Below are 22,035 nucleotides of genomic sequence, written 5' to 3' on the forward strand. Positions count from 1 at the left end.
TCGCACTAGGCCGGGACGACACTTATTGTGTGGCGACTGGTTGCGTTCTCCTCAAAAAGAAAATGCCCGGGCCTAGCCCGGGCATTCGCATCCTCTCGATATTCGCAGAAGCCTTACGCCCCCACCATCGGCATCCGCGGGTACTCACCCGGCGTCCCGGCTGGCGTAATCGGGATGCCGCCGTCGGCGTATTCGTTGAGCTTGTTGCGCAGCGTCCGGATCGAAATCCCCAGGATGTTGGCGGCGTGGGTGCGGTTGCCGAGGCAGTGCTTCAGCGTCTCCAGGATCAGGTCGCGTTCAACATCGGCCACGGTACGGCCGACGAGCGCGCGCGTCACCTGCTCGGCGGCCATCGTGGCATGCGCCACGGCCGGTACCGTCTTGGCGAGGTCGAGGCGGTCGCCGTCCGGGGTGAGGATCGCGTCGGGTCCGATCTCGTCGCCCTGCGCCATCAGCACGGAGCGGTGCATGGTGTTTTCGAGCTCGCGGACGTTGCCCTGCCAGCGGTTGGTCGAGAGCACGCGGCGCGCTTCCGCCGAGATCGGGCGCATCGGCACGCCGTTGGCTTCGGCGTACTTCTTCACGAAGTGCTGGGCGAGCTCGAGGATGTCGAGGGGACGCTCGCGCAGCGGTGGGATCTTCAGGTTGACCACATTGAGGCGGAACAGCAGGTCCTCGCGGAACGTGCCTTCGCGCACGGCCTCGGCCAAATTGCGGTTCGAGGTCGCGATGATGCGGATGTCCACCGGCACCGGCTTGGTGCCGCCGACGCGGTCGATCACGCGCTCCTGGATGGCGCGCAGCAGCTTCGATTGCAGGCGGACGTCCATCTCCGAGATTTCGTCGAGCAGCAGCGTGCCGCCGGTCGCTTCCTCGAACTTGCCGATGCGGCGGGCGATCGCGCCGGTGAAGGCGCCCTTCTCGTGGCCGAACAGCTCGGACTCCAAGAGATGCTCGGGGATCGCGGCGCAGTTGATCGAGATGAACGGGCGCTTGGCGCGGGCCGAGCGGGTGTGGACGTAGCGGGCCAGCACTTCCTTGCCGGTGCCGGATTCGCCGGTGATCATCACCGAGGCATCCGAGCCTGCGATCTGCTGCGCGAGCTTGATCACCTTGGCCATCGCCTCGTCGCGATAGACCAGCTCGCGGGAATCGTTGGCGACGGCGGCCAGCACCGCCGCGATCAGCTCCGGATCCGGCGGCAGCGGAATGTATTCCTTGGCGCCGGCGCGGATCGCGGCGACCGCGGCGCGGGCGTCGTTGGTGATGCCGCAGGCGACGATCGGGGCGTGGATGTGCTCGGCCTCCAGCCGCATCACGAGGTCGCGGATGTCGAGGGCGACGTCGACCAGCAGGAGGTCGGCGCCCTTGCCGCCGCGCAGCACGCGCATCGCCTGCTCGTGATCCTCGGCGTGGGTCACGGTGGCGCCGTTCTCCATCGCGATCTTGGTGGCGGTGGTGAGCTGGCCCTTCAATGTGCCAACGATGAGAAGCCGCATGTCAGTCTCCTGTCCGTCTGGTCGCGCTGCCGCGCGTCATTCCCTGCGTTCGCGCAATAATTACGTGCGTTCGGTCTTGATGATTTCGGTCATGGTCACGCCGAGCTTGTCCTCGACCAGGACGACCTCGCCGCGGGCGACCAGCTTGTTGTTGACGTAGATGTCGATGGCCTCGCCGACGCGCCGGTCGAGCTCGAGCACGGTGCCGGGCCCGAGCTTCAGGAGCTCGCCGACGTCCATCTTGGAGCGGCCGAGCACGGCCGAGACCTGCACCGGCACGTCGAACACGGCCTCGAGGTCGGCGGCGGCGCGCGCCGCATATTCGTCCTCGTTGTAGCCGACATCGGTGCCGGTTGGCGGCATCGGGCCGTTGAGATCGGGCAGCGGGACCTGTCCGTCGGTGTCGCTCATGGCTTAGCTCCCCCTGCGGGACGCGATATAGCGTCCGACCATTTCGTCGATCTTGGCCGCGATGGCGCCGCGCTCCAGCACGACGCCGCCATCGGCCCATTCGATCCGGCAGTCGCCGGTCGCAATCTCCGGCTCGGCCAGGATCACCAGCCGGCCCTCGAAGCCGCTCTGCTTGGCGAGCCGCTCGATCTTCTCGCGGGCGCTGTCGTAGAGCGCGTCGTTGATGCGGACGACGAGATGCGGCGTCGCGACCAGATGCGAGAAGCAGTCCTTGACCAGCGCCACGATCTCGCCGAGCGGCTCGGCGGCGACCAGGTCGGCGCACAGCTTGCGCGCCACCGCGACCGCGACCTCGACCGCCTCGGTCTCCATCTTGATCTCGATGTTGCCCATGCCCGAGGCGACGCCCCGGATTGCGATGTTGATCTCTTCCATGGCGAGCGCGACGCGGCGGTCGCTCTCGGCCTTGGCCTCGCGCTGGCCGGCGGCAAAGCCGTCCTGATAGGCGCGCGCCTCCGCTTCCGCGACCTTCTGGGCGATCTCGGCCGCGGTCGCGGCCTTCTCGCGCGTCCGGTCCGGCGCGGCGAAGTCGGTGTCGAACAGGAATTTTGCCGGAGCGGCCATCAATACACCAGTTCGTCGTCGGCGCGGTTCTTGGTCAGCATGATCTCGCCCTTGGCGGCGAGATCCTTGGCGAGGTTGACCAGCAGCGCCTGCGCCTCGTCGACGTCGCGCAGACGGACCGGGCCCATCGCCGCCATGTCGTCCTGGAGCATCTTGGCCGCGCGCGAGGACATGTTGCCGAAGAAGAAGTTGCGGACGTCCTCGTTGGCGCTCTTGAGCGCGACGCCGAGCTTGTCCTTGTCGACGTTGCGCATCAGGGTCTGGGCCGAGCCGGAATCCAGCTTCACGAGGTCGTCGAAGGTGAACATCAGAGCCTTGATGCGCTCGGCCGATTCCCGGTTGTCCTCTTCCAGCGAGGTGATGAAGCGGGTTTCGGTCTGGCGGTCGAAATTGTTGAAGATTTCGGCCATCACCTCGTGGGCGTCGCGGCGGCGGGTCTGCGACAGGTTGGACATGAATTCGGTGCGCAGCGTCTTCTCCACGCTCTCGATCACCTCCTTCTGCACCGCTTCCATCTTCAGCATGCGGTTGACGACGTCGAGCGCGAGGTCCTCGGGGAAGATGCCGAGCACGCGCGCGGCGTGCTCCGGCTTCAGCTTCGACAGCACCACCGCGATGGTCTGCGGATATTCGTTCTTGAGATAGTTGGCGAGAACCTCTTCCTGCACGTTGGAAAGCTTCTCCCACATGTTGCGCCCGGCGGGGCCGCGGATCTCGTCCATGATGCCGTTGACGCGCTCCGGCGGCAGGTATTGCTGGAGCAGCCGTTCGGTGGCGTCGAAATTGCCCATCAGCGCGCCCGAGGCCGACATGCGCGAGACGAACTCGAGCAGCATGTCCTCGACCGTGTCGACCTCGACGGTGCCGAGCGTCGACATTTCCAGCGAAAGCTGGCGCACCTCGTCGTCGTCGAGCATCGACCAGATCTTGCCGCCGTATTGCTCGCCCAGCGCCAGCATCAGGATCGCGGCGCGCTTGGGTCCCGCCACCGCCTCGGTCTTGGCGCCCGCACGGCTGCCCTGGCGGGCGCCGAGCGTCGAGATCACGCTGGTGATGTCGTTGGAGTTGGCGTTTTGCAGGTTGGCGGCCATGTCAGTTCACTTCTCGATCATTTCGCGGGTTCGGTCAGCCATTGGCGAATGATGGCGACGGTTTCGTTGGGGTTGCGTTCGGCGAGCTCGCCGACACGATGAACTGACTGGGCATGGACCTGGCCCTGGATGGTTGCGACGTCGATCGCGCTGGCGGCGCCGCCGGGCAGCAGCGCCTGGCCGGCGGCCGGCGCGGCCTCGTCCGAGGCGGCCGGGCCGGAGAGCACGCCACTGATGGCGGCGGCGACCTCGTCGGAAGCCAGGATGCGCTTGACCAGCGGGCGGATCACCATGAACAGCACGACCAGGCCGAGCAGCATCATCACGCCGAGCTCGACGAAGTACATGACGTCGTCCTTGGTGAACTGGAGCATGCCGAGGAAGCCCGACGGCTCGGCGATCGGGGCGGTGGAGGGGGCATCGGCAAAGCGCAGATTGACGACCTCGACCTGGTCGCCGCGCTTCTGGTCGAAGCCGATGGCCGAGCGCACCAGGGTCGCGATGCGGTCGAGCTGCTCCTTGGTGCGGTCCTGATAGGCCAGCTCGCCCTTGTCGTTCTTGCTGTAGATGCCGTCGACCAGCACCGCGACGGAGATGCGGTTGACCCGGCCGGCTTCGGTCACCTCGGTCTTGGTGGTGCGGGAGATCTCGTAATTGTTGGTCTCCTCGGTCTTCTTGCTCTGGTCCTTGGCCGCGACGCCGTTGTTCTGCTGGTTGCCCGGCAGCTCGTTGTTGACGGTGACCTGGCCGTTGTTGTCGGCGGTCATGCTGCTTTCTTCGCGGGTCTGGGTAGAGCGCAGCACGCGGCCCTCGGGGTCGAACTTGTCCGAGGTCTGGGTGATCTTGTTGAAGTCGAAATCGGCGGAGAGCTGGACGCGGGCGCGGCCCGACCCGACCACCGAGGAGACGATGTCCTCGACCTGCTTGCGCATCCGCTTCTCGAAGGTGGTGCGGCGCTCGTCGCCGAGCGCCTGCTCCGGATCGGTCGCGGCGCCGTCGGCGAGCAGCTGGCCGGCCTCGTCGACGATCGAGACCCGCTGCGGCTTCAGTCCGTTGACGGCGGAGGCGACGAGATGGCGGATGGCCCTGATCTGCTGCGCCTCCAGCGCGCCGCGGACCCGCACCACGATCGAGGCGGACGGCTCCGGCGCCTCGCGCGAGAACAGCGGGCGCTCGGGCAGCACCAGATGGACGCGGGCGGCCTGGATGCGGTCGATGGCACGGATGGTGCGGGCGAGCTCGCCTTCCAGCGCGCGCAGATGATTGATGTTCTGGACGAAAGAGGTGGTGCCGAGCGCGTCCGACTTGTCGAACACCTCGTAGCCGACGCCGCCGCCCTTGGGCAGGCCGCCCTCGGCGAGCTTCATCCGCAGCCGCGTCACCTTGTCCTTGGGCACCATGATGATGGTGCCCTCATTGCGCAGCTCGAACTGGATGGCCTGGCGTTCCAGGTCCTTGATAATGCTGGAAGAATCTTCCACCGAGAGGTCGGTGAACAGCGTCGTCATCTGCGGCGTGGTGACCCGCATGATGACGAACGCGAAGAAGCCGACGAGCGCGGCGGTGACCGCGATCATCGCCCCGAAGCGGGCGGCGCCGATACCTTTTAAGAAGTCCGCAAGACCTTGCAAGCAACCGCCCCGAAGCTTCGATCCGCATTCCAGAGCGGTCGACTGGGCAATTATTGCCTAGGTGATGGTTTCGATATGGTTAACGAAGATTAAGAGCTGGGACAAAAGTCGCGTCATGAAAAAAATCGGCCTCGCAGGGCGAGGCCGATTTTCGTCAAAAGCCGCAGATTTCCGGATCGCTTACTGGCGATATTGCTGGATGCGGGTGGTGCGAAGACCCGCCAGACCGTGCTGGTCGATGGAAAACTGCCAAGAGAGGAATTCGTCGACCGTCAGCGTATAACGGCTGCAGGCCTCCTCAAGGGAGAGAAGTCCGCCACGGACGGCGGCGACGACTTCAGCCTTGCGGCGGATGACCCAGCGTTTGGTGCCGGGTGCTGGCAGATCTGCGATCGTCAGCGGACTGCCGTCCGGCCCGATGACGTATTTTACCCTCGGGCGATGGGGTTCTGTCATGGCGTACTCACAAACTCTCAACCACTGAACTCACGCCGTAACCCTACGCGCGGCGGCTTAAAAATCCGCTAAGCCTAAGGCTTCAATACAATTCTCGTTGAAACTTGCGGGAACACGGCCGGCCCGGAGGGCTGAAAGCGCGTTTCAGCCGGCCGGGCGGGGCAGAAAGTAAATACTTTACTAACAAACCGGGGCCGAGCGCGACGCTGCAAAGCTCTCAACCGTCGTCCCGGGGCGCGCGGAGCGCGAGGCCGGGACCCATAACCCCAGGGAGCAGTTTGACGACGACTCGGGGTTACGGTCTCACGCGAAAACGACGTTCTGTGGTTATGGATCCCCGCCTTCGCGGGGATGACATCTCGTGTGTGGCGGCCGCGCAGGCCTTTAATTGCTGCTGGTCGCGATGATGCTCTTCACCTGGCTCAGGGTGTAGCTGGCGCCGTCGATGGTGAGCAGCGGCGGCGACTGGGTCAGGTCGACCGACGACACCACGCCCTGCACCTGCGCGGCGATGCCGACATTGTTGTTCGCGACATCCTTGCCCGTGGCCGAGATCGTGTACTTGCCGTCGGGCCATTGCGTGCCGTCATTGCCCTGGCCGTTCCAGGTGAAGGGAATGTCGGTGCCGGCGGCGGCGGTGTATTTGCCAGTGAACACGGTCTGGCCGCTGGAATTGGCGACGGTGATATCCACGGTCGAGTCGCTGGGCACGTTGAGATGCCAGGTCGCCGACGAGTTCTTCATGGTCGCGGTCGAGCCGTCGACCAGCGCGGTCTTGCCGACGAAGCCCAGCGCCTGGGTCGCCTGCGTGGTCTGTTGCAGCGTGACGAGCTGGGACAGCGCATCGTTGGTCTTGAGCTGCTGCTCGACGCCGGCGAACTGCACCAGCTGCTGGGTGAACTGGTTGGTGTCGAGCGGATCGAGCGGGTTCTGGTTCTGCAGCTGCGTCGTCAGCAGCGTCAGGAAGGTCTGGAAGTTGCCGGCGAGCGTCGATCCCGTGCTCGAGCTCAGCGAGTTCGACGAGGACGATTTCGGGACGTCGGTCGTGCCGGAGACAACGGAAGGGGCGGTGGCGGCATTCGTGGTGGTCATTTGCGAATACTCCTCACACTCTGATGTCGACGCCGCTGCTCGATCCGAGCATGCGGCCGTAGCCGCGTCCCACGGGCGCTGCGGGAACGGTGTCGTCCTCGCTGATGATCAGGCGGCGGGCATTGCCGCCATTGTCGTTGTTCCGGCCGGAGTTCTGGCCCGACGAATTCTGGTCGCGCAGGCTGAAGGAGAGTCCGTTGCTGCCGGTCTTGAAGCCGGCATCGTCGAGCGCGCGCTGCAATTGCGGCGCGTCCTGCCGCAGCATCTGCAGCGTCTCCGGCTTCTCGACGGTGAGATGCGAGGTGACCTGGCCGTTGCGGTCGACATTGATGCGGACGTCGATGCGGCCGAGATCGATCGGATCGAGGCTGATGTCGAAGCGCGTCTTGCCGGCGCGCGCGGCGGCCGCGATCTCGATCGGCACGGCGTTGATCGGCACGGCAGTCGAAGTTGCCGCGGTCGCGGTGAGCGTTGCGGTCGATGCCGTCGCGGCCGACGTCGTCGTAGTCAGGGGCGCCTGCACGGCGGAGGCCGCCTGCGCGCTGGTGTCGGTCGCGGCGACGGGGCTTTGCGCATTCGCATGGGCGTGCGTGGCCGGTGCGCCAGGCGCTGCATCGGCGGCTCGGTCGGCGGGAGCAGCCTTCGCGTCGGTCGCGCCGGCATCGTCTTGCGGCTTGGCCGCTTGCGGATGCGCGGCGGCGCCCGTCGCGGTCGCCGGCGTTTGCGCGGTCGCGGCATTCGCCTTGCCCGCGTCCTGGCCGATATTGGAGACGTCGCTCGCGCCTGGCGCGGTGGCGGCGGCCTTGAACGAGGTCTTCGGCGTGCCCTGGTCAACGGCGGCGGCGATCAGTCCGCCATTGGTCTTGGCGTCGGTCGCGGTGCCGTCGGTGGTGCCGGTCGCGGCGTCCGCGAGCGTCGCCGAGGTCTCGGCATCGACCTTGGCGCCCGCGGCCTTGGCGCTCTTGTCGCCCGCCGTCGCGGTATCGGTCTTGGCGCCGGCGATCTGCGCCGCGGTGGAGGCGCTGGCGGCGAGGCCGGCGGCGGCGATCGTCAGCGGCGAGGCGACGGCATCGCCGGCCTGGTTCGCCGCAGCGTTCGGATCGAGAGGCACGACCGGCGCGGCCACCACGATCGCGTTCGGATCGGGCACGGCGGCCTGGGTCGCGTCCACTTGCGCGGCTGCGGCGGCATCGGTTGCGACGGCGGCGGCGAGCCCGTCGGTGCCGTCGGCCTTGTCGCCCTTGGTCTCGTCGGACTTGTCCGCCGATTTGGCGTCGGACGCCTCCGGCTTGTCCTTGGTCTTGTCCTTGCTCTTGGCCGACGCCGTGTCCGTGGCTTTGGCCGGATCGTCCGTCGTCTCGCTCCCGGCGGGCGCGGAATTGTCAGTGTCGTCGCTCGCCTTGCTCTGCGAGGACTGGTCGGTCGAGGAGGTGTCGCGCGGGCTCTTGTCTGCGGCGGACGACGCCGAATCGGTCCGCCGCGGCGCGCTGTCCTGCGCCTGCGAGGCCGCGTTGTTGCTGATCGCCTGGGTATTACTGTCGACCAGCGAGCCGAAGGCGTCGTTCGTCGACGTGTCCTTCGGCCCTTGCGAGCGTGCAGTCTTTTGCTGCGCGCTAGGAACCGGCACGCTGGCAGCTACATCTGACGTCCGACCGACCACAGGCGACCTCTTGAAAACATCTTCGGTACAGGGGTAGCAAGGAGCGGGCCAGCGCCGAGCGTGGAAAATTTAGAAGTAAAATCAATATCTTGATGCGTCGAGCTTGCCGCCGCAGGGCCCTCCGCGACCCCGCCATTTCTGCCGCCCCGGCAAGAATTGCCCTAAGCCGGCCTCCCCTGTGATTGCTTCACCGGAATGCCCCCTATATTAAAGAGATCGCTCTCAGCCGCTTTCGACCGGGCCAGTCGCGCCCTGCGGGAACCGAAGTTCCCCGGGACCACCGATGTCCCGGCCAAAGGCACATCGCGGATCGCCGAACGCCGCCGTCACACCTTAAGAACCCATGCTCAACAGTCTGGATCTCGAAGGCCGTCCGCAGGACACCAGGGTCGTCGTCGCCATGTCGGGCGGCGTCGATTCCTCGACGACGGCTGCGCTGCTCAAGGCTGAGGGCTACGACGTCGTCGGCATCACGCTCCAGCTCTACGACCATGGCGCGGCGACCCATCGCAAGGGCGCCTGCTGCGCCGGCCAGGACATCCACGACGCCCGCGACGTTGCCGCCAAGCTCGGCATTCCCCATTACGTGCTCGACTACGAGGACCGTTTTCGCGAGTCCGTCATCGACAATTTCGCCGACTCTTATGCTCTTGGTGAAACGCCGGTGCCGTGCATCGAGTGCAACCGCTCGATCAAGTTTCGCGACCTACTCAAGACCGCGCGCGAGTTAGGGGCCCAGGCGCTCGCCACCGGCCATTACGTCGCCTCGCGCCGTCTCGACGACGGCTCGCGCGTGCTGGTCTGCGCCGCCGATGCCGATCGCGACCAGAGCTACTTCCTGTTCGCGACCACGCAGGAACAGCTCGACTATCTGCGCTTTCCGCTCGGCGACATGACCAAGCCGGAGACGCGCGAGCTCGCGCGCCGCTTCGGTCTTGCGGTCGCTGACAAGCACGACAGCCAGGACATCTGCTTCGTGCCCACGGGGCGCTACACCGACATCATCACCCGCCTGCGGCCGAACGCGATGGACCCCGGCGACATCGTCGATCTCGACGGCCGCGTGCTCGGCCGGCACAACGGCATCGCCAATTTCACCGTCGGCCAGCGCCGCGGTCTCGGCATCGCCGCTCACGCGCCGCTGTTCGTGGTGCGGCTCGAGGCCGCCAATCGCCGCGTCGTCGTCGGCCCGCGCGAGGCGCTGAAGATGCACCGCATCAGCTTGCGCGACGTCAACTGGCTCGGCGGCGGTGATATCGATAGCGCCATCGGCAATGGCCTCGAGATGTTCGTGCGCGTGCGCTCGACGCGCAGCCCCCAGCCGGCGTGGCTGCGCGGCGCTGGCGGCCATTACGAGATCGAGCTCGTCGCCGGCGAGGAGGGCGTCTCGCCGGGCCAGGCCTGCGTGTTCTACGATGCGCCCTCGGGGCAGGCGCGCGTGCTCGGCGGCGGCTTCATCCAGAGCGCCGCGGCGAAGGTTGCGAGCAACCCTGCGAGGCCGCTGGTGGAAGCGGTGCGCGGCTAGAAAATTTCCGGGGCAGGGGGCATGGCAGCAGACATCTCGCGGGCCGGGGTCGAGAAGGCCTATGGCCGCTGGGCGCCGGTCTACGATCTCGTGTTCGGCAAGGTGTTCGACGCCGGGCGGCAGTCGACCATCGCGGAGGCCGACCGCATCGGCGGCCGCATCCTCGACGTCGGCGTCGGCACCGGGCTTTCGCTGTCCGACTATTCGCGCACCACAAAGATCTGCGGCGTGGACATCTCCGAGCCGATGCTGCGCAAGGCGCAGGCGCGCGTGCGCGCGCTGCGGCTCAGCAATGTCGAGGTGCTCTCGGTGATGGACGCGAAAAACCTCGCCTTCCCCGAAAACTTCTTCGACGCGGTGGTCGCGCAATATGTCATCACCGCCGTGCCCGATCCCGAAGGCACGCTCGACGAGTTCGTGCGCGTGCTGAAGCCCGGCGGCGAGCTGATCCTCGTCAACCACATCGGTGCCGAGAGCGGTCCGCGCAAGCTGTTCGAGCTCGCCTTCGCGCCCGTCGCCCGCCGCCTCGGCTGGCGCCCGGAATTCCCGTGGCAGCGCCTGGTCGACTGGGCCGCAAAGCACGGCGGCATCACGCTGGCCGAGCGCCGCCCGATGCCGCCGATGGGCCACTTTTCGCTGATCCGCTACCGCAAATCGTGATCGCGTTGGGGGAACACCGGGCCTTACCCCGGCGTTTCCCTCCCATGCGCACGACATCAAAACTCATCTTTGCGGGCCTCGTCATCGCCGCCTCAGGCGCCGCGATGGCGCAGGCCCCGCCGCTACCTGCGACGCCGCCGCAAGCGACCGCGCCGCCATCGGCGCAGCACGCCGCCAATTGCCTGCCCCAGGACCGCCCGAACCGCGCTACCGCGCCCGACGGCACCACCACCGGCCAGTCCCGGGAACCGCTCGGCGACAGGCTGGCCAAATCCGACGGCGTGCTCTGCCCGCCCTCGGGCGTAGACCCCGACATGCATGCCCCGGCCCCCGAAAGCGGCGGCAACACCCCCGTCATCCCGCCCCCCGGCAGCCCCGGCGGCGACCCGACGGTCCGGCCGAAATAGGCTCGCTCTTCCTTCGCCTTTCCCCGCCTGCGGGGAGAGGCCGGAGCGCATCGAAGATGCGATCCGGGTGAGGGGACTCTCCGCGAGTCTGGTGCCCGAAATCGCGACTCCAGCGCTAAAAGGGGTCGGTTTTCCCCTCTCAAGCGCCATATCCGTCAAAGCTTTCGCAAACCCGGATTGACAGCCCGCCGCCCCCTTCCTTATATGCCGCGCGTTCGCGAGATCGGCCGTTTCGGCCCTCGCGACCCTGTGGCGGGGTAGCTCAGCTGGTTAGAGCACGGGAATCATAATCCTGGGGTCGGGGGTTCGAGTCCCTCTCCCGCTACCATGTTTCCCAAACCCCTTTGACTTGGTTTGGGAAAGCTTTTTCCCCCAACAGGGCGTTTAACCGGCCTGATATCTCCACCGTTACGCCACCGAGGCGTGATGGATCTCGGAAGACAGTGACCCTCTCGATCAGGTCTCTGATGGCTTCGGCCGCCTCTCCGTCGCCCGAACGGATACCCTTCGTTAGCGCCTCCTCGAGCCGACCTAGCTGTTCTTCATATCGCTTGAGAATAGCTGGATGCAGGGCGACCTCTTTTGCGGCCGGCGGTTCACTCCGCAACTCTTCAGATATTCGCTCGCGTTCGGCACCGAGGGCGGTCGATCGCGGACCGAGAATGGATGGATCGCCGTGCCCTTTTGCGATCGCATCCACCAGTCGTTCGATTTCTCGATTCAGCTGCGCGAGCTGCTGTTCGAGACGCTGCCTCTTTGCATTCGATGTGATCGCGAGGCGTTTTCGCTCTTCGAGGTAAGTACGCACGTACTCCGCAATGACTTTCGGCGCACGCAACTCGGCCTGCAGCCCTGTGAGAACAGCGCTCTCAACCGTGTCAAGATAGAAGGTCTTTGCGTCCGGGCACGTGCCGTTCTCCGTCGCTGCTGAGCAGCGAATGCGAACACGCCCCGATTTGTCTCGCCCATTGGTTGACATGCCCGCACCGCACCAACCGCAACGGAGCAGACCAGACAGCATCCGTCGCGGCCGGCGTTGATGGCTAGGGTGGGTATGACCGCGCTCTTCTTTGCGCTTTTGAGCCGCCGCGAACAATTCGGGTTTGATAATTGCAAGATGCGGAACGTCAGCAACCTGCCGCTCACTCCGCGGGTTGGGGCGTGACAGTCGTTTTCCCGTGTCAGGATCTTTCACCATCCTGACCTTGTTCCAAACGAGACGTCCTACATAAAGCTCGTTCTGCAGGATGCCGGCTCCCCTCTCAAGGTTGCCGTTGATCGTTGAGGCATTCCATGCTCGACCTCGCGGAGGTGATACTCCGTCCTTGTTGAGATCGTGCGCGATTTCGCGAGGGGTTCGACCCTCGATGTATTCCTGGAAGATGCGCTGAATAATTTGTGCCTCGGCCTCGACGATAACGCGCTCACCCGTTCTTCCGGCGATCGCGGCATATCCGTATGTCAGGCCGCCTCCAGCCAAGCCTTGTTTGATCCGCCCGGCCAGACCGCGACGCACCTTATGTGCGTTATCTTCGCGATAGAGTTGTCCGACCAAGCCGCGAAGGCCGACCAGCACAGTGTTGACGACGCCTTCATGGACTGCCCGGATCTCGATCCCGAGAAAGGATAGCCGCTTATGGATGCCCGCAAGGTCTTCCATGTCGCGGGAGAGACGATCAAGGGCTTCAACGATGACAATATCAAAGGATTTCTCCCTGGCATCGTCCAACAGCTGCAGCAGGCCGTTGCGTCCCATCAATGAGCCACCGGAGCGAGCCCGATCATCATACGTGCGGACGGACATCGGTCATGATGACCTCCTCAGTTGATGAGGATGGTCATTCTCAGGCGGGAAACCTCCTAAACCTACACGTCGGCTTCCGGACAATTGGAGGCGAACTTAGCGCCGTTTCGATCGATGGGACGGGCGCGAGCCTGCACCGCTTGCCGATGATACCCATCCACCTCGTTCAGCAATCGATCAGAGGTGTTGCATGACTGGCGGTTATTGTCCGCGTAGTTGAGCGTCGCCTCCGTGGCCACAGAAACTTGGGCCAAGGCTCCGCAGCGCTGCGATGCCGGTGCACTCATCGCATGCTTCCAAGCCTCACTAGCAGCGTTACGCAATCGCAACACTTCGGCGCACGGCCCCTGCGCTTTGGCCTGAACTCCAAGCCCGAGCAGCACGATTATCGTGACGGCCGGCACTCCTCTCAACGTCATCGGACTTCCTCCAAGCGTTCGCCCCAAGAGTTTCACTAACTCGGCGGGTTGCAGGCATCAGCGCTGACGATGGCGATCGGTCACAGTGTCTTCGTTCCATTAAATGGAACCATCGGCATTCTTCGAAGGTGCGCGAAACATTTTCGCATCCCTGAAACTTAAGTTAATCGTGGGGCCTAATCGAAAGGTCGCGATATGGAACCGACCAATCGAATATCGGACCACATCGATCATAAGACTGCCCGCTCGATCTGTGACGAGGTGGGTGACAGATTGCAACAGAACTTATCTCGCGAAGCCTCGCCTCTGCCGCCCTACCTTGAACGTCTAGTCGATGAATTGCGCAAACAGGAGCGTCATCCAATTGATGGCGTCGCAGCGCCCGCTAACCGTTTCCTTCATGCGACGCGGCGGGTAGTCGCGGCCGTCTGAGCGCGTAAAGAAGAAGCCGTCGCCGCTCTCAACCCGGCGGCGGCTTTTCCGCTAGTCTTGTCGCTGAGGCATTCCAGGCTTGGCCGCCGCCGGACGCCATGAGGACGTGCTTGTTCAGTGAACGGTCAAGCCGCGCTGTTTCCCCTGTTGGCCCGTCTCGACAAATGTAGGAGGTCTTGCTGAGGTCCCCTATCGAAGGCAGAGCCGACTTGATTTGCTCACCGCACGGCTCGTGACCCGCAACGGACATTAGGTGGGAGGTCCCGGTCAAGGCATGGGGCGGCGGCCTGATGGGCCCGAAGAATCCGCTATCCAGCCCCGTCTTCGCCGACTTCACCGGCCGCGCCGAAGCGGCTACATCGCCCGTTTCAATTACTGCGTCGGCAGAACCAAAACGCGAGATTGGGTTGCATTCATAGAGAAGATCCCCTCGATTTCGAGACGCATGGTGTCGCGGCATTCGCACGCCACCGCTGCGAGCCGCGAAGGGTCGATCTCGATTTCGCCTCGCCGTTCAGATATGATCGCTCCGGAAGCGCGCAGATTCCGCATCAGGAGCGTCACCGTCGTTCGTCGCACACCTAGTATTTGCGAAAGCGCCTCCTGGGTGAGCGGGAGGACGTCGTGGTCGACGCGGTCGCGAAGATGGAGCAGCCAGCGCGCCATGCGGGCTTGGACCGAATGCAGCGCATTGCAGGCCCCGCCGATTTGTAGCTGTATCAGCATCGCCTTGAAGTGAATCTGGACTGCGTGACGGATCGCGGGGCTCCGGCTGAAAGCGGCGTGGAATCGCGATGCGGGGATCCGCGAGGCGGTGCCCGCGGCACGAACGATGGCGGTAACGGCCGCAGGAGACGGCCCGAGCACGGAAAGAGTGCCTACTGCTCCCTCGCGCCCTATTGCGGCGCTGGCGACCGTCTGCCCGTTCGCCATGTCGATCATCACAGAAATGGCGCCACTATGGGGGAAGAGGACGTGCTCGGTCTGGTCACCCGCCCGCGAGACGACCGAGTCCCGATCGAGCGCGACCATCTCTAGGTCGGGTGCCAGCAGATCGAGATCCGCCGCCGGTAGTCCTGCCAAAAGTCGGTTACCGATCCCGCTGGAAAGCGTCACTGTAGCCCGCCGCGAACCATCCGCCGCATCGCATTTCGAGCGGCATAGGGCGGCAACCTCGAACTTTGTTTGAATCCGCCTACGCTTCGCCCCCCGAAATCCAATTCAGCTGCGGAAGCTCTCAATGTCAAAAATTGAACTCCAAACACACGCGATCGCGAGGCGAATTTTTGTCTCGCCGGATCATTGAGGACTTAGATTCCAGCGCTACGCGGCACAATTGCAAAATGCGTATGGGTAACATCATAGGGAGTTCCAATTTCCGGGGCGCGGCAAACGCCGCGGCGATGTCGGAAGAGTGTGCGCGAACTATGCCCCGGACCGCGATCGTCGCGTTCTGCACGATGATGCGCACAAGCTACTGGAAGCTGGCGTCTTGGAATTCCGCCAGCACGCCCCGCCGAGACAGACGATGCGCGGCATTCCCCCGCGCATGCCGACGAGGCGGTCGTTTGGTCCGAAAGTGGCACCGAATGCGAAGTGCCGAGCGCATCGAGCAACGTCTGAGTTTAGAGGCGAAGCGGAAAACATCTGCTCGCGTAGAGTATTTCGCATTCTTGACCCACTGCGGACATTGGTCGCATTCAAACGCCCGTAACGTGCTAGCCTTCCCATGGCGGGGTTAACGGGCTCGAAGGGTAGATTTCGATGACTTCCGACGTCGGGCGGGAACAATTGCTTTCCGCAACACCGCCAAGTCGAGACGAACTTTCATATCGATTGGAGCAACAATCCTTACTTGGGGATTTCGGCCGCATAGCGATGCTGACCCGCGACTTCACGCTAATACTGCAACGCGCAACGGAATTATGCGCACAGGGTCTGAGAGTTCGCTTCGCTAAGGTCTTAGAATTTCTTCCAGATGAAAAACGCCTTATGGTTCGCGCCGGCGTCGGTTGGGCGCCCGGGACCATCAATATCGTTTCGCTTAGCACGGATACCGGGTCGCCAGCAGGGTATGCATACCAGACTGGAAAGAGCGTCATATCAAACCATCTAGAAGCGGAGACGCGTTTCCGTACGCCTCAGCTCCTAGCGGATCATGGTATCAGGCGGGCAATCAACGTGCTGATAGAACGGGGGGCAGAGGGCAATCAGTCCTTCGGCGTGCTGGAAGTCGATAGTACCGACCCTGGCGAGTTCGACGAGGCGGACGCACACTTCCTTGCGGGCTTCGCCAGCCTGCTTGGCATCGCCATCGAACGCCAGCAGGCCGACGCCAAGCTTCAGAAGGCCCTCGAGCATCAGGAATTGCTGACACGGGAAATGAGCCATCGTGTCAAGAACAGCCTGACTTCGGTTGTCGGCCTCCTTCGCGTGCAAGCACGGAGTGCACAATCCGAAGAAGTCAGGAATGCGTTAGACGATGCGAGTGCGCGCGTGGAAACCATCGCCCAAGTGCATGATCACCTATGGCGTGGTTCGCAAATCGGCTTTGTCGACCTGGAAGATTTTATGACCGAGCTTTGCAAAAAATTGAAGGGGGCAACCGAGGGGCTTTCCTTGCACTGCCATGCAGATTCAATGTTGCTTTCTGCGGATCACGCAATTCCGCTAGGATTGTTGGTCAACGAGCTCGTTACCAACGCGGTGAAGTATGCTTACCCGGAAGGCAAAGGCGCGATCGAAATCTCTGCCCGCGAGATAGAGGGACAACTTCGCCTCGAAGTTTCCGACCAAGGCATCGGCCTGCCGGATGGCTTTGACATCGATCAACCGCGCACCAGTTTGGGGTTTAAGGTCGTCAAAGGCCTGGTTGGCCAGCTTCAGGGACATATAGCCGTTGTTACTGGCGCGACGAAAGGAGCGCGGTTTTTGGTAAACTTACCTATTCTTCGTAAGAAGGTGATCTGAAGGGGGCCATAACGATTCCGCCGACCTTGCTCGCTCGTGCCGACGAGGTGATCGAATAACGCCAGTCATTGCTGCCGTGCGTGAGTCTCCTGTTGGCCCGAATGCGAAGTCTAAGCAGCGTCCCCGGCCGTCGGCTCATGGGGGTAAACCGGAAGCAACAGGCCGCCCCTCCGAAGGGCGCTTATGACCCGAAGGCGACATCCGATGATAGTGGCCGGCCGTCCGCAACAACAGGTCAGAAAATCTGTTCCTGCAGAGTAGCCTGATTTGATATGCTCTCATTCCCCCATTGTCCATTTGCAGGGAGTAGCAGCATGAAAAAGCAGCTCTTTGCCGCCGCCGCTTTGATCGCGTTTGCAAGCTCTGGGATAGCGCAAGACAAGCACATCCAGGTTACGCCTGACGCACTGATCTGGAAGGATAACCCAGCATTTCCGAAGGGCGTTCAACTCGCCGCTCTGGTAGGCGACCAGACAAAGGCCGGAGACACCGTCGTCTTACGCATCAAGTTTCCCGCCAACTTCCAAATGCCCCCGCACACTCATCCTTATTCCGAGGTCGTAACGATAATCAGTGGTACTATCGGAACGAGCCAAGGTGAAAAGTTCGAGAAGAAAGGCGAACTGTTGAAACCGGGCGCATTGTGGGTGTATCCGGCAAAACACGCGCATTACGCATGGACCGGCAACGAAGAGGCGGTTCTCCAAGTTCAGTTCACCGGCCCGGGAGGTATTGACTACGTCAACCCGGCTGACGATCCGCGCAAGAAATAGCTGTCGGCGCCCAGCCTAAAGCTGGCAGATTTGTTAGTCGTCCGTGAAGAAGGACTAAGCCACTGATCGGGAATCTCGATTTGGGCTAAGGGGCATTTCCAGATTGCAAGGTTTTGATGCTTTGGGCGTCAGAACCTTGCGATTTGGTTTTCGTGGATTCCCTCGAAGCGGGAAGCATGATTCCTTGTCTGCATCGGAGGGAACGATGCGGCCGAAGAAGCACAAGACGACGGGATCGAACGATCTGTTCCGGGCTCGGCTCGACCAGATCATCAATATGAAGCACGAGCTGGTTCTGCTCGCCGGCAAGGTCGATTGGGACTGGATCGACGGCGAGATCGCGCCGCTCTACAGCGAGAACGGCAGGCCCGGGATCGAGACGCGCTTCATGATCGGTCTGCTGTTGCTCAAGCACATTTACGGGCTGTCCGATGAGGAGGTGTGCGAGCGCTGGGTCCATGACCCATACTTCCAGTTCTTCACCGGGGAAGAGTTCTTTCAGCACACGTTCCCGCACGAGCGCTCGGACCTGAGCCATTGGCGCAAGCGGCTTGGCGACAAGCTGGAGTTGCTGCTGGCCGAGAGCTTGCGGGTAGCGCACGAGGCCGGTGCATTACGCAGCCAGGACCTCAAGCGGGTTACGGTCGACACCACGGTGCAGCCGAAGGCCATCACCTTTCCGACCGATGCCAAGCTGCTGCATGCGGCCATCAAGGGGCTCAACCGCCTGGCGATCAGGCACGGCGTCAGGCTGCGGCAATCCTATGCTCGCATCGCCAAGGCCGCCGCGATGATGGCCGGCCGCTACGCCCATGCCAAACAGTTCAGGCGGCATCAGCGGCAGTTGCGTATCCTGCGTAGCCGGCTGGGCCGGATCATCCGCGACATCCGCCGCAAGATCGAAGGCCAGCCAGCACTGGAGCAGGCGTTCGCCCTCCCGCTCGGCCGGGCCACGCAGATCCGCTCGCAGCAGCAGCGCCAGCGCGGCTGGAAGCTCTATTCCTTCCATGCCCCGGAAGTGGAGTGCATCGGCAAGGGCAAGGCCAGCGCGCCTTACGAGTTCGGCGTGAAGGCCTCCATCGTCACCAACAACCGCCGGGCTCCCGGTGGCCTGTTCGTGCTGCACGCCAGCGCACTGCCCGACAACCCCTACGACGGTCACACCTTGCGGGACGTCATTGACCGCACCGAGACACTCACCGGCTGTCCGATCGAGCGGGCCTATGTCGACAAGGGATACCGCGGCCACGACGCACAAAATCCCCGTCGCGTCTTCATCTCCGGCCAGAAGCGCGGCGTTTTCGGTGTCATCAAGCGCGAGCTGCGCCGCCGCTCCGCCATCGAGCCCATCATCGGACACCTGAAGGCGGAAGGCCACCTCGGGCGCTGCTACCTCAAAGGCCGCGCCGGCGATGCCGCCAACGTCGTCCTCTCAGCCGTCGGACACAACTTCCGCCGCATCCTCGCCTGGCTGAGATATCTCTTGTGCCTGTTCCTGGCCCAGCTATGGCGCACGCTCGCCCGGCCAGCCTCGATCAATCCGGCTTCTTAACGGACGACTTGTTATAGCCCGACGAGGTGATCGCTACGAGTTGGTGCCGCGCACGAGGCCGTTGCTGGCCCATGAGCGAAGTGGCGACACGTTTCATTGAGGTCCGCTTGGTGGGGTAGAGCGGACTGACTTTGCTCACTCTGAGTTCTTCGCATTTTGACCCATCTCGGACTCGTGCTGTGACGAGAGCGGACGGAGCTGATATCCGACACACGGCGAGCGCGAGAATCAACGCGGCTCTTTGCTAGGCTCTCTCCAACCTCTCACTCCGGCAGACCCGCTTTGCGCAAACCATCGGCAATGCGCTGAAACTCGGCAAGGAAGACGGCGTTGTCGGACCATCCCTTGCCATCCTGCAACCACTCGGTGACGGTGTAGCTCGGCCTGAGCCGACGAAGCTCGGCAACTGCAGCGTAAGCTTCACGCTCATGTCCCGTTAGTGCGTGGGCGGCGGCGAGATCTGCGTAGGCAATCCAAAGAGGCTGCACCGCGATGGAGCGGCCGCACCAATCAATCGCCCCCTCATACTGCCCGAGATGGGAGTGTGCATGGCCGATGTAGAAGTACCACGTGCTTAGCAGCGGATCACGGGGGCTGAGCTGGATGGCCATTTGGAGCGGCGCAAATGCCTCCGCGGAACGGCCGACGCGGATCTTGGCGGCGCCGAGCGCGCCATGGGCCGGGGCCAGGCTGGGGTTGATCGCGATTGCCGCTTCGTACTCGCCGACCGCGGCCTCAACATTCCTACCGCTGGCCCGCTGGATCTCTCCCCTCACAAAATGTGCCATCGCATCACTGGGAAACTTTGACAAGACCTGGCCTACGGCGCTCTCAGCACGCCGTAGCTGATCTGCCGGCGCATCTGTCCAACGATAGTTGACCTCCATTGCCAGAGTCTCAGCCAGGCCCACCAACGCCTTCGGGAAGCCTGGATCGATTTGGAGCGCACGTTCGAAAAGGGCTCGCGACTGCGACAACTGCTCGCGCGAATAGGGTTGGTTGAGCACAGCCCACCCCCGCATCGTGAGATCGACCGCGTCAGGGTTGTTTGGCCGCATAACCTCCGCGTCGCGGCTTTCCTGGTTTGTCAGTTCAAGATCAAGCCGCCGCGCCAGTCGACCGGTGATGATATCCTGAAGCTGCATCGATTTGGACCAGTCACCGTCGACGCGCTCCGACCAGATCTCGGCGCCAGTCCGGGCATCAATCAGCCTGGCATTGATCCGGACCAGTGAGTCCGTTCTGCGCAGGCTGCCGTCAAGGATGTAGCGTACGCCGAGTTCGCGGCCAACGCGCTTCGGGTCAACATTCTTGTAGGCGCGGGCTGTGCTGGGCGCGATCACAAAGCTATCCTCGATCCGTGAAAGATCGGCACTCAGGTCGTCAGTAATACCTTCAGCAAAGTATTCCTGCTCGGATGCATTGCTTAGATTCGTGAATGGCAGCACGACAATCGACAGGCGATGGTTCAACGGCTGCGGCTCGCCTTGATGCATATACCAATAAGCTACGCCGCCGCTCAGAACAAACAGCAAGGCAATCACTAGAGCCATCCGAGCGCGCCGCGCACGAAGCGCCGGCCACAGGCGGATCGGAAAGCCACCAAACATGTTTGGAAACCAACCAATCTGCGGCGTGTCACGGTGCAGCAACGAGGCCTGTGGGCGTGTTGCTGCATTGCATGGCCGCATTCGATAGACCCGGACCGGACGGGCAATGTTTTTGAGGTTCTGCTCGCCCAGATCGCCGAACTCAACCCCGACCTTGCCTTGGACTTGATCGTAGGCAGAAGACGAGATGCAGATGCCGCCGGGCTCTGCGACGCCCTCAAGCCGCGCCGCAATATTGACGCCGTCCCCAAAAATGTCATGAGGTTCAACAATTACGTCGCCGATATTGATGCCCACACGGAAAGCAATGCGCCTGTCTTCCACATCACCGATTGTAAGTTCATGAATGCTGGTCTGGAACTGCATCGCGGCTCGAACCGCCTCGACCGCGCTCGGAAACTCGGCCAAGAACCCGTCCCCGGTGTTCTTCACGATGTGGCCACCGTGTTCAGCGATTGCCGGCTGGACAGCTTCCGTTAGCAGCGCGCTTAGCTTGGCGTGGGTAGCCTCTTCGTCATTGTGCATGAGCCGCGAATAGCCAGCCACGTCGGCGGCCAAAATCGCCGATAACCTGCGCTCGACCCGGACTGGTCGCTCTTGCACCATGGCCCGCAATCCAACCCGGCACATTTGTACGACGGATCACACGGCTGTGCCAAACGCGGGATGCCTACCTAGAAGTGGATATCGGTCATCGCCATCTAGTCGACACGTCAGCCGCGTTGACCGATGTCCGCTCCGGCTTATCCGAACATTCTCGAAGACGCGACGCTATGTCGTCGAATGGCCCGAACGCGAAGCCCGGGCTGGCTTTGAAATCGTCCGGTTGTCGCGGCAGACCGGACGTGACCGGTGGCGGTCAGGACGGCGCCTGTTGACCTGAATTGGACTTCCTCTGTTCATGGAAAATTGAGTATTTGCTGCGGCATGGGTTGACGCAGTAATGCGGTACTACCAAAACGTGTGATGTTGACGTCGCCGGTCAGAAACCGAGTTTAGCATGATCCCTCGCTGCAAAGCCTTCTTAGCTCTACTTGCTGCTACCAGCTTATCTGTCGTGGCTTGTTCTCCCAAGGAGACCGAGTGTGGCCGCCGTTGATAAAGTCCATCGCGTCGTTCTTTTCTTCGCGGGTGCTGGGATCTTTTTTTTCGTGAACAGGCAGTCGTTGTTCCCGCTATTGTCGTGGGGCCTGAACTGAGCTTCGGCGGCATACCTGTCATCGATTTTTATCTACGGCTGTCTGTTTTTCCTTTGTGATTGGATGAGTTCGCGAGAGAGGCTTAGGAAGCCGGTCTATTTCTTCCTTCGCGGTGCAAGCCTCGCTGCTCTGTACTTGGCTCCCTAACTGGTTCCTGCCGTGGCTCCAATTGGCTCTTCCACGTATATTTCGCAGCTCATTATCGTGAGCGCGATCATCA

Annotated in this window: 18 protein-coding genes and 1 tRNA gene; 7 read left to right on the forward strand and 12 right to left on the reverse strand. The window is 63.0% G+C overall.

Annotation, left to right across the window (positions count from 1 at the left end; all coding sequences use genetic code 11):
* Window positions 1–113: 113 nt before the first annotated feature.
* The 8 genes from flbD to AB5K84_RS10910 all read right to left on the reverse strand — a co-directional run bounded on the left by flbD (window position 114) and on the right by AB5K84_RS10910 (window position 8,464).
* On the reverse strand, window positions 114–1,499 hold the full coding sequence (flbD, locus tag AB5K84_RS10875) for a sigma-54-dependent transcriptional regulator FlbD (protein ID WP_011089740.1): 1,386 nt from the start codon (window positions 1,497–1,499) through the stop codon (window positions 114–116).
* Between the two features lie 60 nt (window positions 1,500–1,559).
* Window positions 1,560–1,910: a flagellar motor switch protein FliN gene (gene fliN / locus AB5K84_RS10880; RefSeq protein WP_011089739.1), complete on the reverse strand. Its 351-nt coding sequence runs from the start codon at window positions 1,908–1,910 to the stop codon at window positions 1,560–1,562.
* A 3-nt stretch (window positions 1,911–1,913) separates the two neighbouring features.
* Window positions 1,914–2,534, reverse strand: coding sequence for a FliH/SctL family protein (locus tag AB5K84_RS10885; protein WP_011089738.1), 621 nt, complete (start codon window positions 2,532–2,534; stop codon window positions 1,914–1,916).
* Window positions 2,534–3,625: a flagellar motor switch protein FliG gene (gene fliG, locus AB5K84_RS10890; RefSeq protein WP_011089737.1), complete on the reverse strand. Its 1,092-nt coding sequence runs from the start codon at window positions 3,623–3,625 to the stop codon at window positions 2,534–2,536. The genes AB5K84_RS10885 and fliG overlap by 1 nt, the downstream gene beginning before the upstream one ends.
* Before the next feature lie 17 nt (window positions 3,626–3,642).
* Window positions 3,643–5,256, reverse strand: coding sequence for a flagellar basal-body MS-ring/collar protein FliF (fliF, locus tag AB5K84_RS10895; RefSeq protein WP_011089736.1), 1,614 nt, complete (start codon window positions 5,254–5,256; stop codon window positions 3,643–3,645).
* A gap of 180 nt (window positions 5,257–5,436) precedes the next feature.
* Window positions 5,437–5,712, reverse strand: coding sequence for a CtrA inhibitor SciP (gene sciP / locus AB5K84_RS10900; protein ID WP_002714638.1), 276 nt, complete (start codon window positions 5,710–5,712; stop codon window positions 5,437–5,439).
* Window positions 5,713–6,096: 384 nt separating this feature from the next.
* Complete coding sequence (locus AB5K84_RS10905; RefSeq protein ID WP_011089735.1) at window positions 6,097–6,804, reverse strand: flagellar hook assembly protein FlgD; 708 nt, start codon at window positions 6,802–6,804, stop codon at window positions 6,097–6,099.
* A gap of 13 nt (window positions 6,805–6,817) precedes the next feature.
* Window positions 6,818–8,464 (reverse strand): flagellar hook-length control protein FliK, encoded by a 1,647-nt coding sequence (locus AB5K84_RS10910; protein WP_011089734.1) that lies wholly within the window; start codon window positions 8,462–8,464, stop codon window positions 6,818–6,820.
* A gap of 343 nt (window positions 8,465–8,807) precedes the next feature.
* On the opposite strand from AB5K84_RS10910, the gene mnmA reads away from it, so the two are divergent.
* The 4 genes from mnmA to AB5K84_RS10930 all read left to right on the forward strand — a co-directional run bounded on the left by mnmA (window position 8,808) and on the right by AB5K84_RS10930 (window position 11,384).
* The gene (gene mnmA, locus AB5K84_RS10915) at window positions 8,808–9,989 is read left to right on the forward strand and encodes a tRNA 2-thiouridine(34) synthase MnmA (protein WP_011089733.1); all 1,182 of its coding nucleotides are present in this window, start codon (window positions 8,808–8,810) and stop codon (window positions 9,987–9,989) included.
* 21 nt (window positions 9,990–10,010) lie between these two features.
* Window positions 10,011–10,649 (forward strand): class I SAM-dependent methyltransferase, encoded by a 639-nt coding sequence (locus AB5K84_RS10920; protein WP_011089732.1) that lies wholly within the window; start codon window positions 10,011–10,013, stop codon window positions 10,647–10,649.
* A gap of 44 nt (window positions 10,650–10,693) precedes the next feature.
* Window positions 10,694–11,056 carry a hypothetical protein gene (locus AB5K84_RS10925; RefSeq protein WP_038965548.1) on the forward strand — a complete coding sequence of 121 codons (363 nt, stop codon included), beginning with the start codon at window positions 10,694–10,696 and terminating at the stop codon, window positions 11,054–11,056.
* A gap of 251 nt (window positions 11,057–11,307) precedes the next feature.
* Window positions 11,308–11,384, forward strand: a tRNA-Met gene (locus AB5K84_RS10930).
* Here AB5K84_RS10930 and AB5K84_RS10935 read toward each other — a convergent pair.
* From AB5K84_RS10935 to AB5K84_RS10945, 3 genes are all read right to left on the reverse strand, one after another.
* The gene (locus tag AB5K84_RS10935; protein ID WP_011089730.1) at window positions 11,379–12,860 is read right to left on the reverse strand and encodes a recombinase family protein; all 1,482 of its coding nucleotides are present in this window, start codon (window positions 12,858–12,860) and stop codon (window positions 11,379–11,381) included. The two genes, AB5K84_RS10930 and AB5K84_RS10935, sit on opposite strands and share 6 nt — an antisense overlap.
* 62 nt (window positions 12,861–12,922) lie before the next feature.
* Window positions 12,923–13,279 (reverse strand): hypothetical protein, encoded by a 357-nt coding sequence (locus tag AB5K84_RS10940; RefSeq protein ID WP_063921539.1) that lies wholly within the window; start codon window positions 13,277–13,279, stop codon window positions 12,923–12,925.
* 804 nt (window positions 13,280–14,083) lie between these two features.
* The gene (locus AB5K84_RS10945; protein WP_011089728.1) at window positions 14,084–14,827 is read right to left on the reverse strand and encodes a Crp/Fnr family transcriptional regulator; all 744 of its coding nucleotides are present in this window, start codon (window positions 14,825–14,827) and stop codon (window positions 14,084–14,086) included.
* A gap of 648 nt (window positions 14,828–15,475) precedes the next feature.
* On the opposite strand from AB5K84_RS10945, the gene AB5K84_RS10950 reads away from it, so the two are divergent.
* From AB5K84_RS10950 to AB5K84_RS10960, 3 genes are all read left to right on the forward strand, one after another.
* Window positions 15,476–16,681, forward strand: coding sequence for a sensor histidine kinase (locus AB5K84_RS10950; RefSeq protein WP_011089726.1), 1,206 nt, complete (start codon window positions 15,476–15,478; stop codon window positions 16,679–16,681).
* A 314-nt stretch (window positions 16,682–16,995) separates the two neighbouring features.
* Window positions 16,996–17,454, forward strand: coding sequence for a cupin domain-containing protein (locus tag AB5K84_RS10955; protein WP_011089725.1), 459 nt, complete (start codon window positions 16,996–16,998; stop codon window positions 17,452–17,454).
* A gap of 205 nt (window positions 17,455–17,659) precedes the next feature.
* On the forward strand, window positions 17,660–19,006 hold the full coding sequence (locus tag AB5K84_RS10960; protein WP_011084757.1) for an IS5-like element ISBj5_B family transposase: 1,347 nt from the start codon (window positions 17,660–17,662) through the stop codon (window positions 19,004–19,006).
* 263 nt (window positions 19,007–19,269) lie between these two features.
* Here AB5K84_RS10960 and AB5K84_RS10965 read toward each other — a convergent pair whose 3' ends face one another.
* Window positions 19,270–21,222, reverse strand: a complete 1,953-nt coding sequence (locus AB5K84_RS10965) for an adenylate/guanylate cyclase domain-containing protein (protein WP_038965606.1) — start codon at window positions 21,220–21,222, stop codon at window positions 19,270–19,272.
* Window positions 21,223–22,035: the final 813 nt, after the last annotated feature.

The organism is Bradyrhizobium sp. 1200_D9_N1_1, assembly GCF_052075915.1.
GTDB classification, from domain to species: domain Bacteria; phylum Pseudomonadota; class Alphaproteobacteria; order Rhizobiales; family Xanthobacteraceae; genus Bradyrhizobium; species Bradyrhizobium diazoefficiens.

Coding starts and splice junctions, on each gene's coding strand:
- AB5K84_RS10905 (WP_011089735.1), bottom strand. CDS start 6,804: ATGACCACCACGAATGCCGCCACCGCCCCTTCCGTTGTCTCCGGCACG.
- AB5K84_RS10940 (WP_063921539.1), bottom strand. CDS start 13,279: ATGACGTTGAGAGGAGTGCCGGCCGTCACGATAATCGTGCTGCTCGGG.
- AB5K84_RS10920 (WP_011089732.1), top strand. CDS start 10,011: ATGGCAGCAGACATCTCGCGGGCCGGGGTCGAGAAGGCCTATGGCCGC.
- AB5K84_RS10955 (WP_011089725.1), top strand. CDS start 16,996: ATGAAAAAGCAGCTCTTTGCCGCCGCCGCTTTGATCGCGTTTGCAAGC.
- AB5K84_RS10965 (WP_038965606.1), bottom strand. CDS start 21,222: ATGGTGCAAGAGCGACCAGTCCGGGTCGAGCGCAGGTTATCGGCGATT.
- AB5K84_RS10925 (WP_038965548.1), top strand. CDS start 10,694: ATGCGCACGACATCAAAACTCATCTTTGCGGGCCTCGTCATCGCCGCC.
- fliG (WP_011089737.1), bottom strand. CDS start 3,625: ATGGCCGCCAACCTGCAAAACGCCAACTCCAACGACATCACCAGCGTG.
- fliN (WP_011089739.1), bottom strand. CDS start 1,910: ATGAGCGACACCGACGGACAGGTCCCGCTGCCCGATCTCAACGGCCCG.
- AB5K84_RS10950 (WP_011089726.1), top strand. CDS start 15,476: ATGACTTCCGACGTCGGGCGGGAACAATTGCTTTCCGCAACACCGCCA.
- AB5K84_RS10960 (WP_011084757.1), top strand. CDS start 17,660: ATGCGGCCGAAGAAGCACAAGACGACGGGATCGAACGATCTGTTCCGG.
- flbD (WP_011089740.1), bottom strand. CDS start 1,499: ATGCGGCTTCTCATCGTTGGCACATTGAAGGGCCAGCTCACCACCGCC.
- AB5K84_RS10885 (WP_011089738.1), bottom strand. CDS start 2,534: ATGGCCGCTCCGGCAAAATTCCTGTTCGACACCGACTTCGCCGCGCCG.
- sciP (WP_002714638.1), bottom strand. CDS start 5,712: ATGACAGAACCCCATCGCCCGAGGGTAAAATACGTCATCGGGCCGGAC.
- AB5K84_RS10935 (WP_011089730.1), bottom strand. CDS start 12,860: ATGTCCGTCCGCACGTATGATGATCGGGCTCGCTCCGGTGGCTCATTG.
- mnmA (WP_011089733.1), top strand. CDS start 8,808: ATGCTCAACAGTCTGGATCTCGAAGGCCGTCCGCAGGACACCAGGGTC.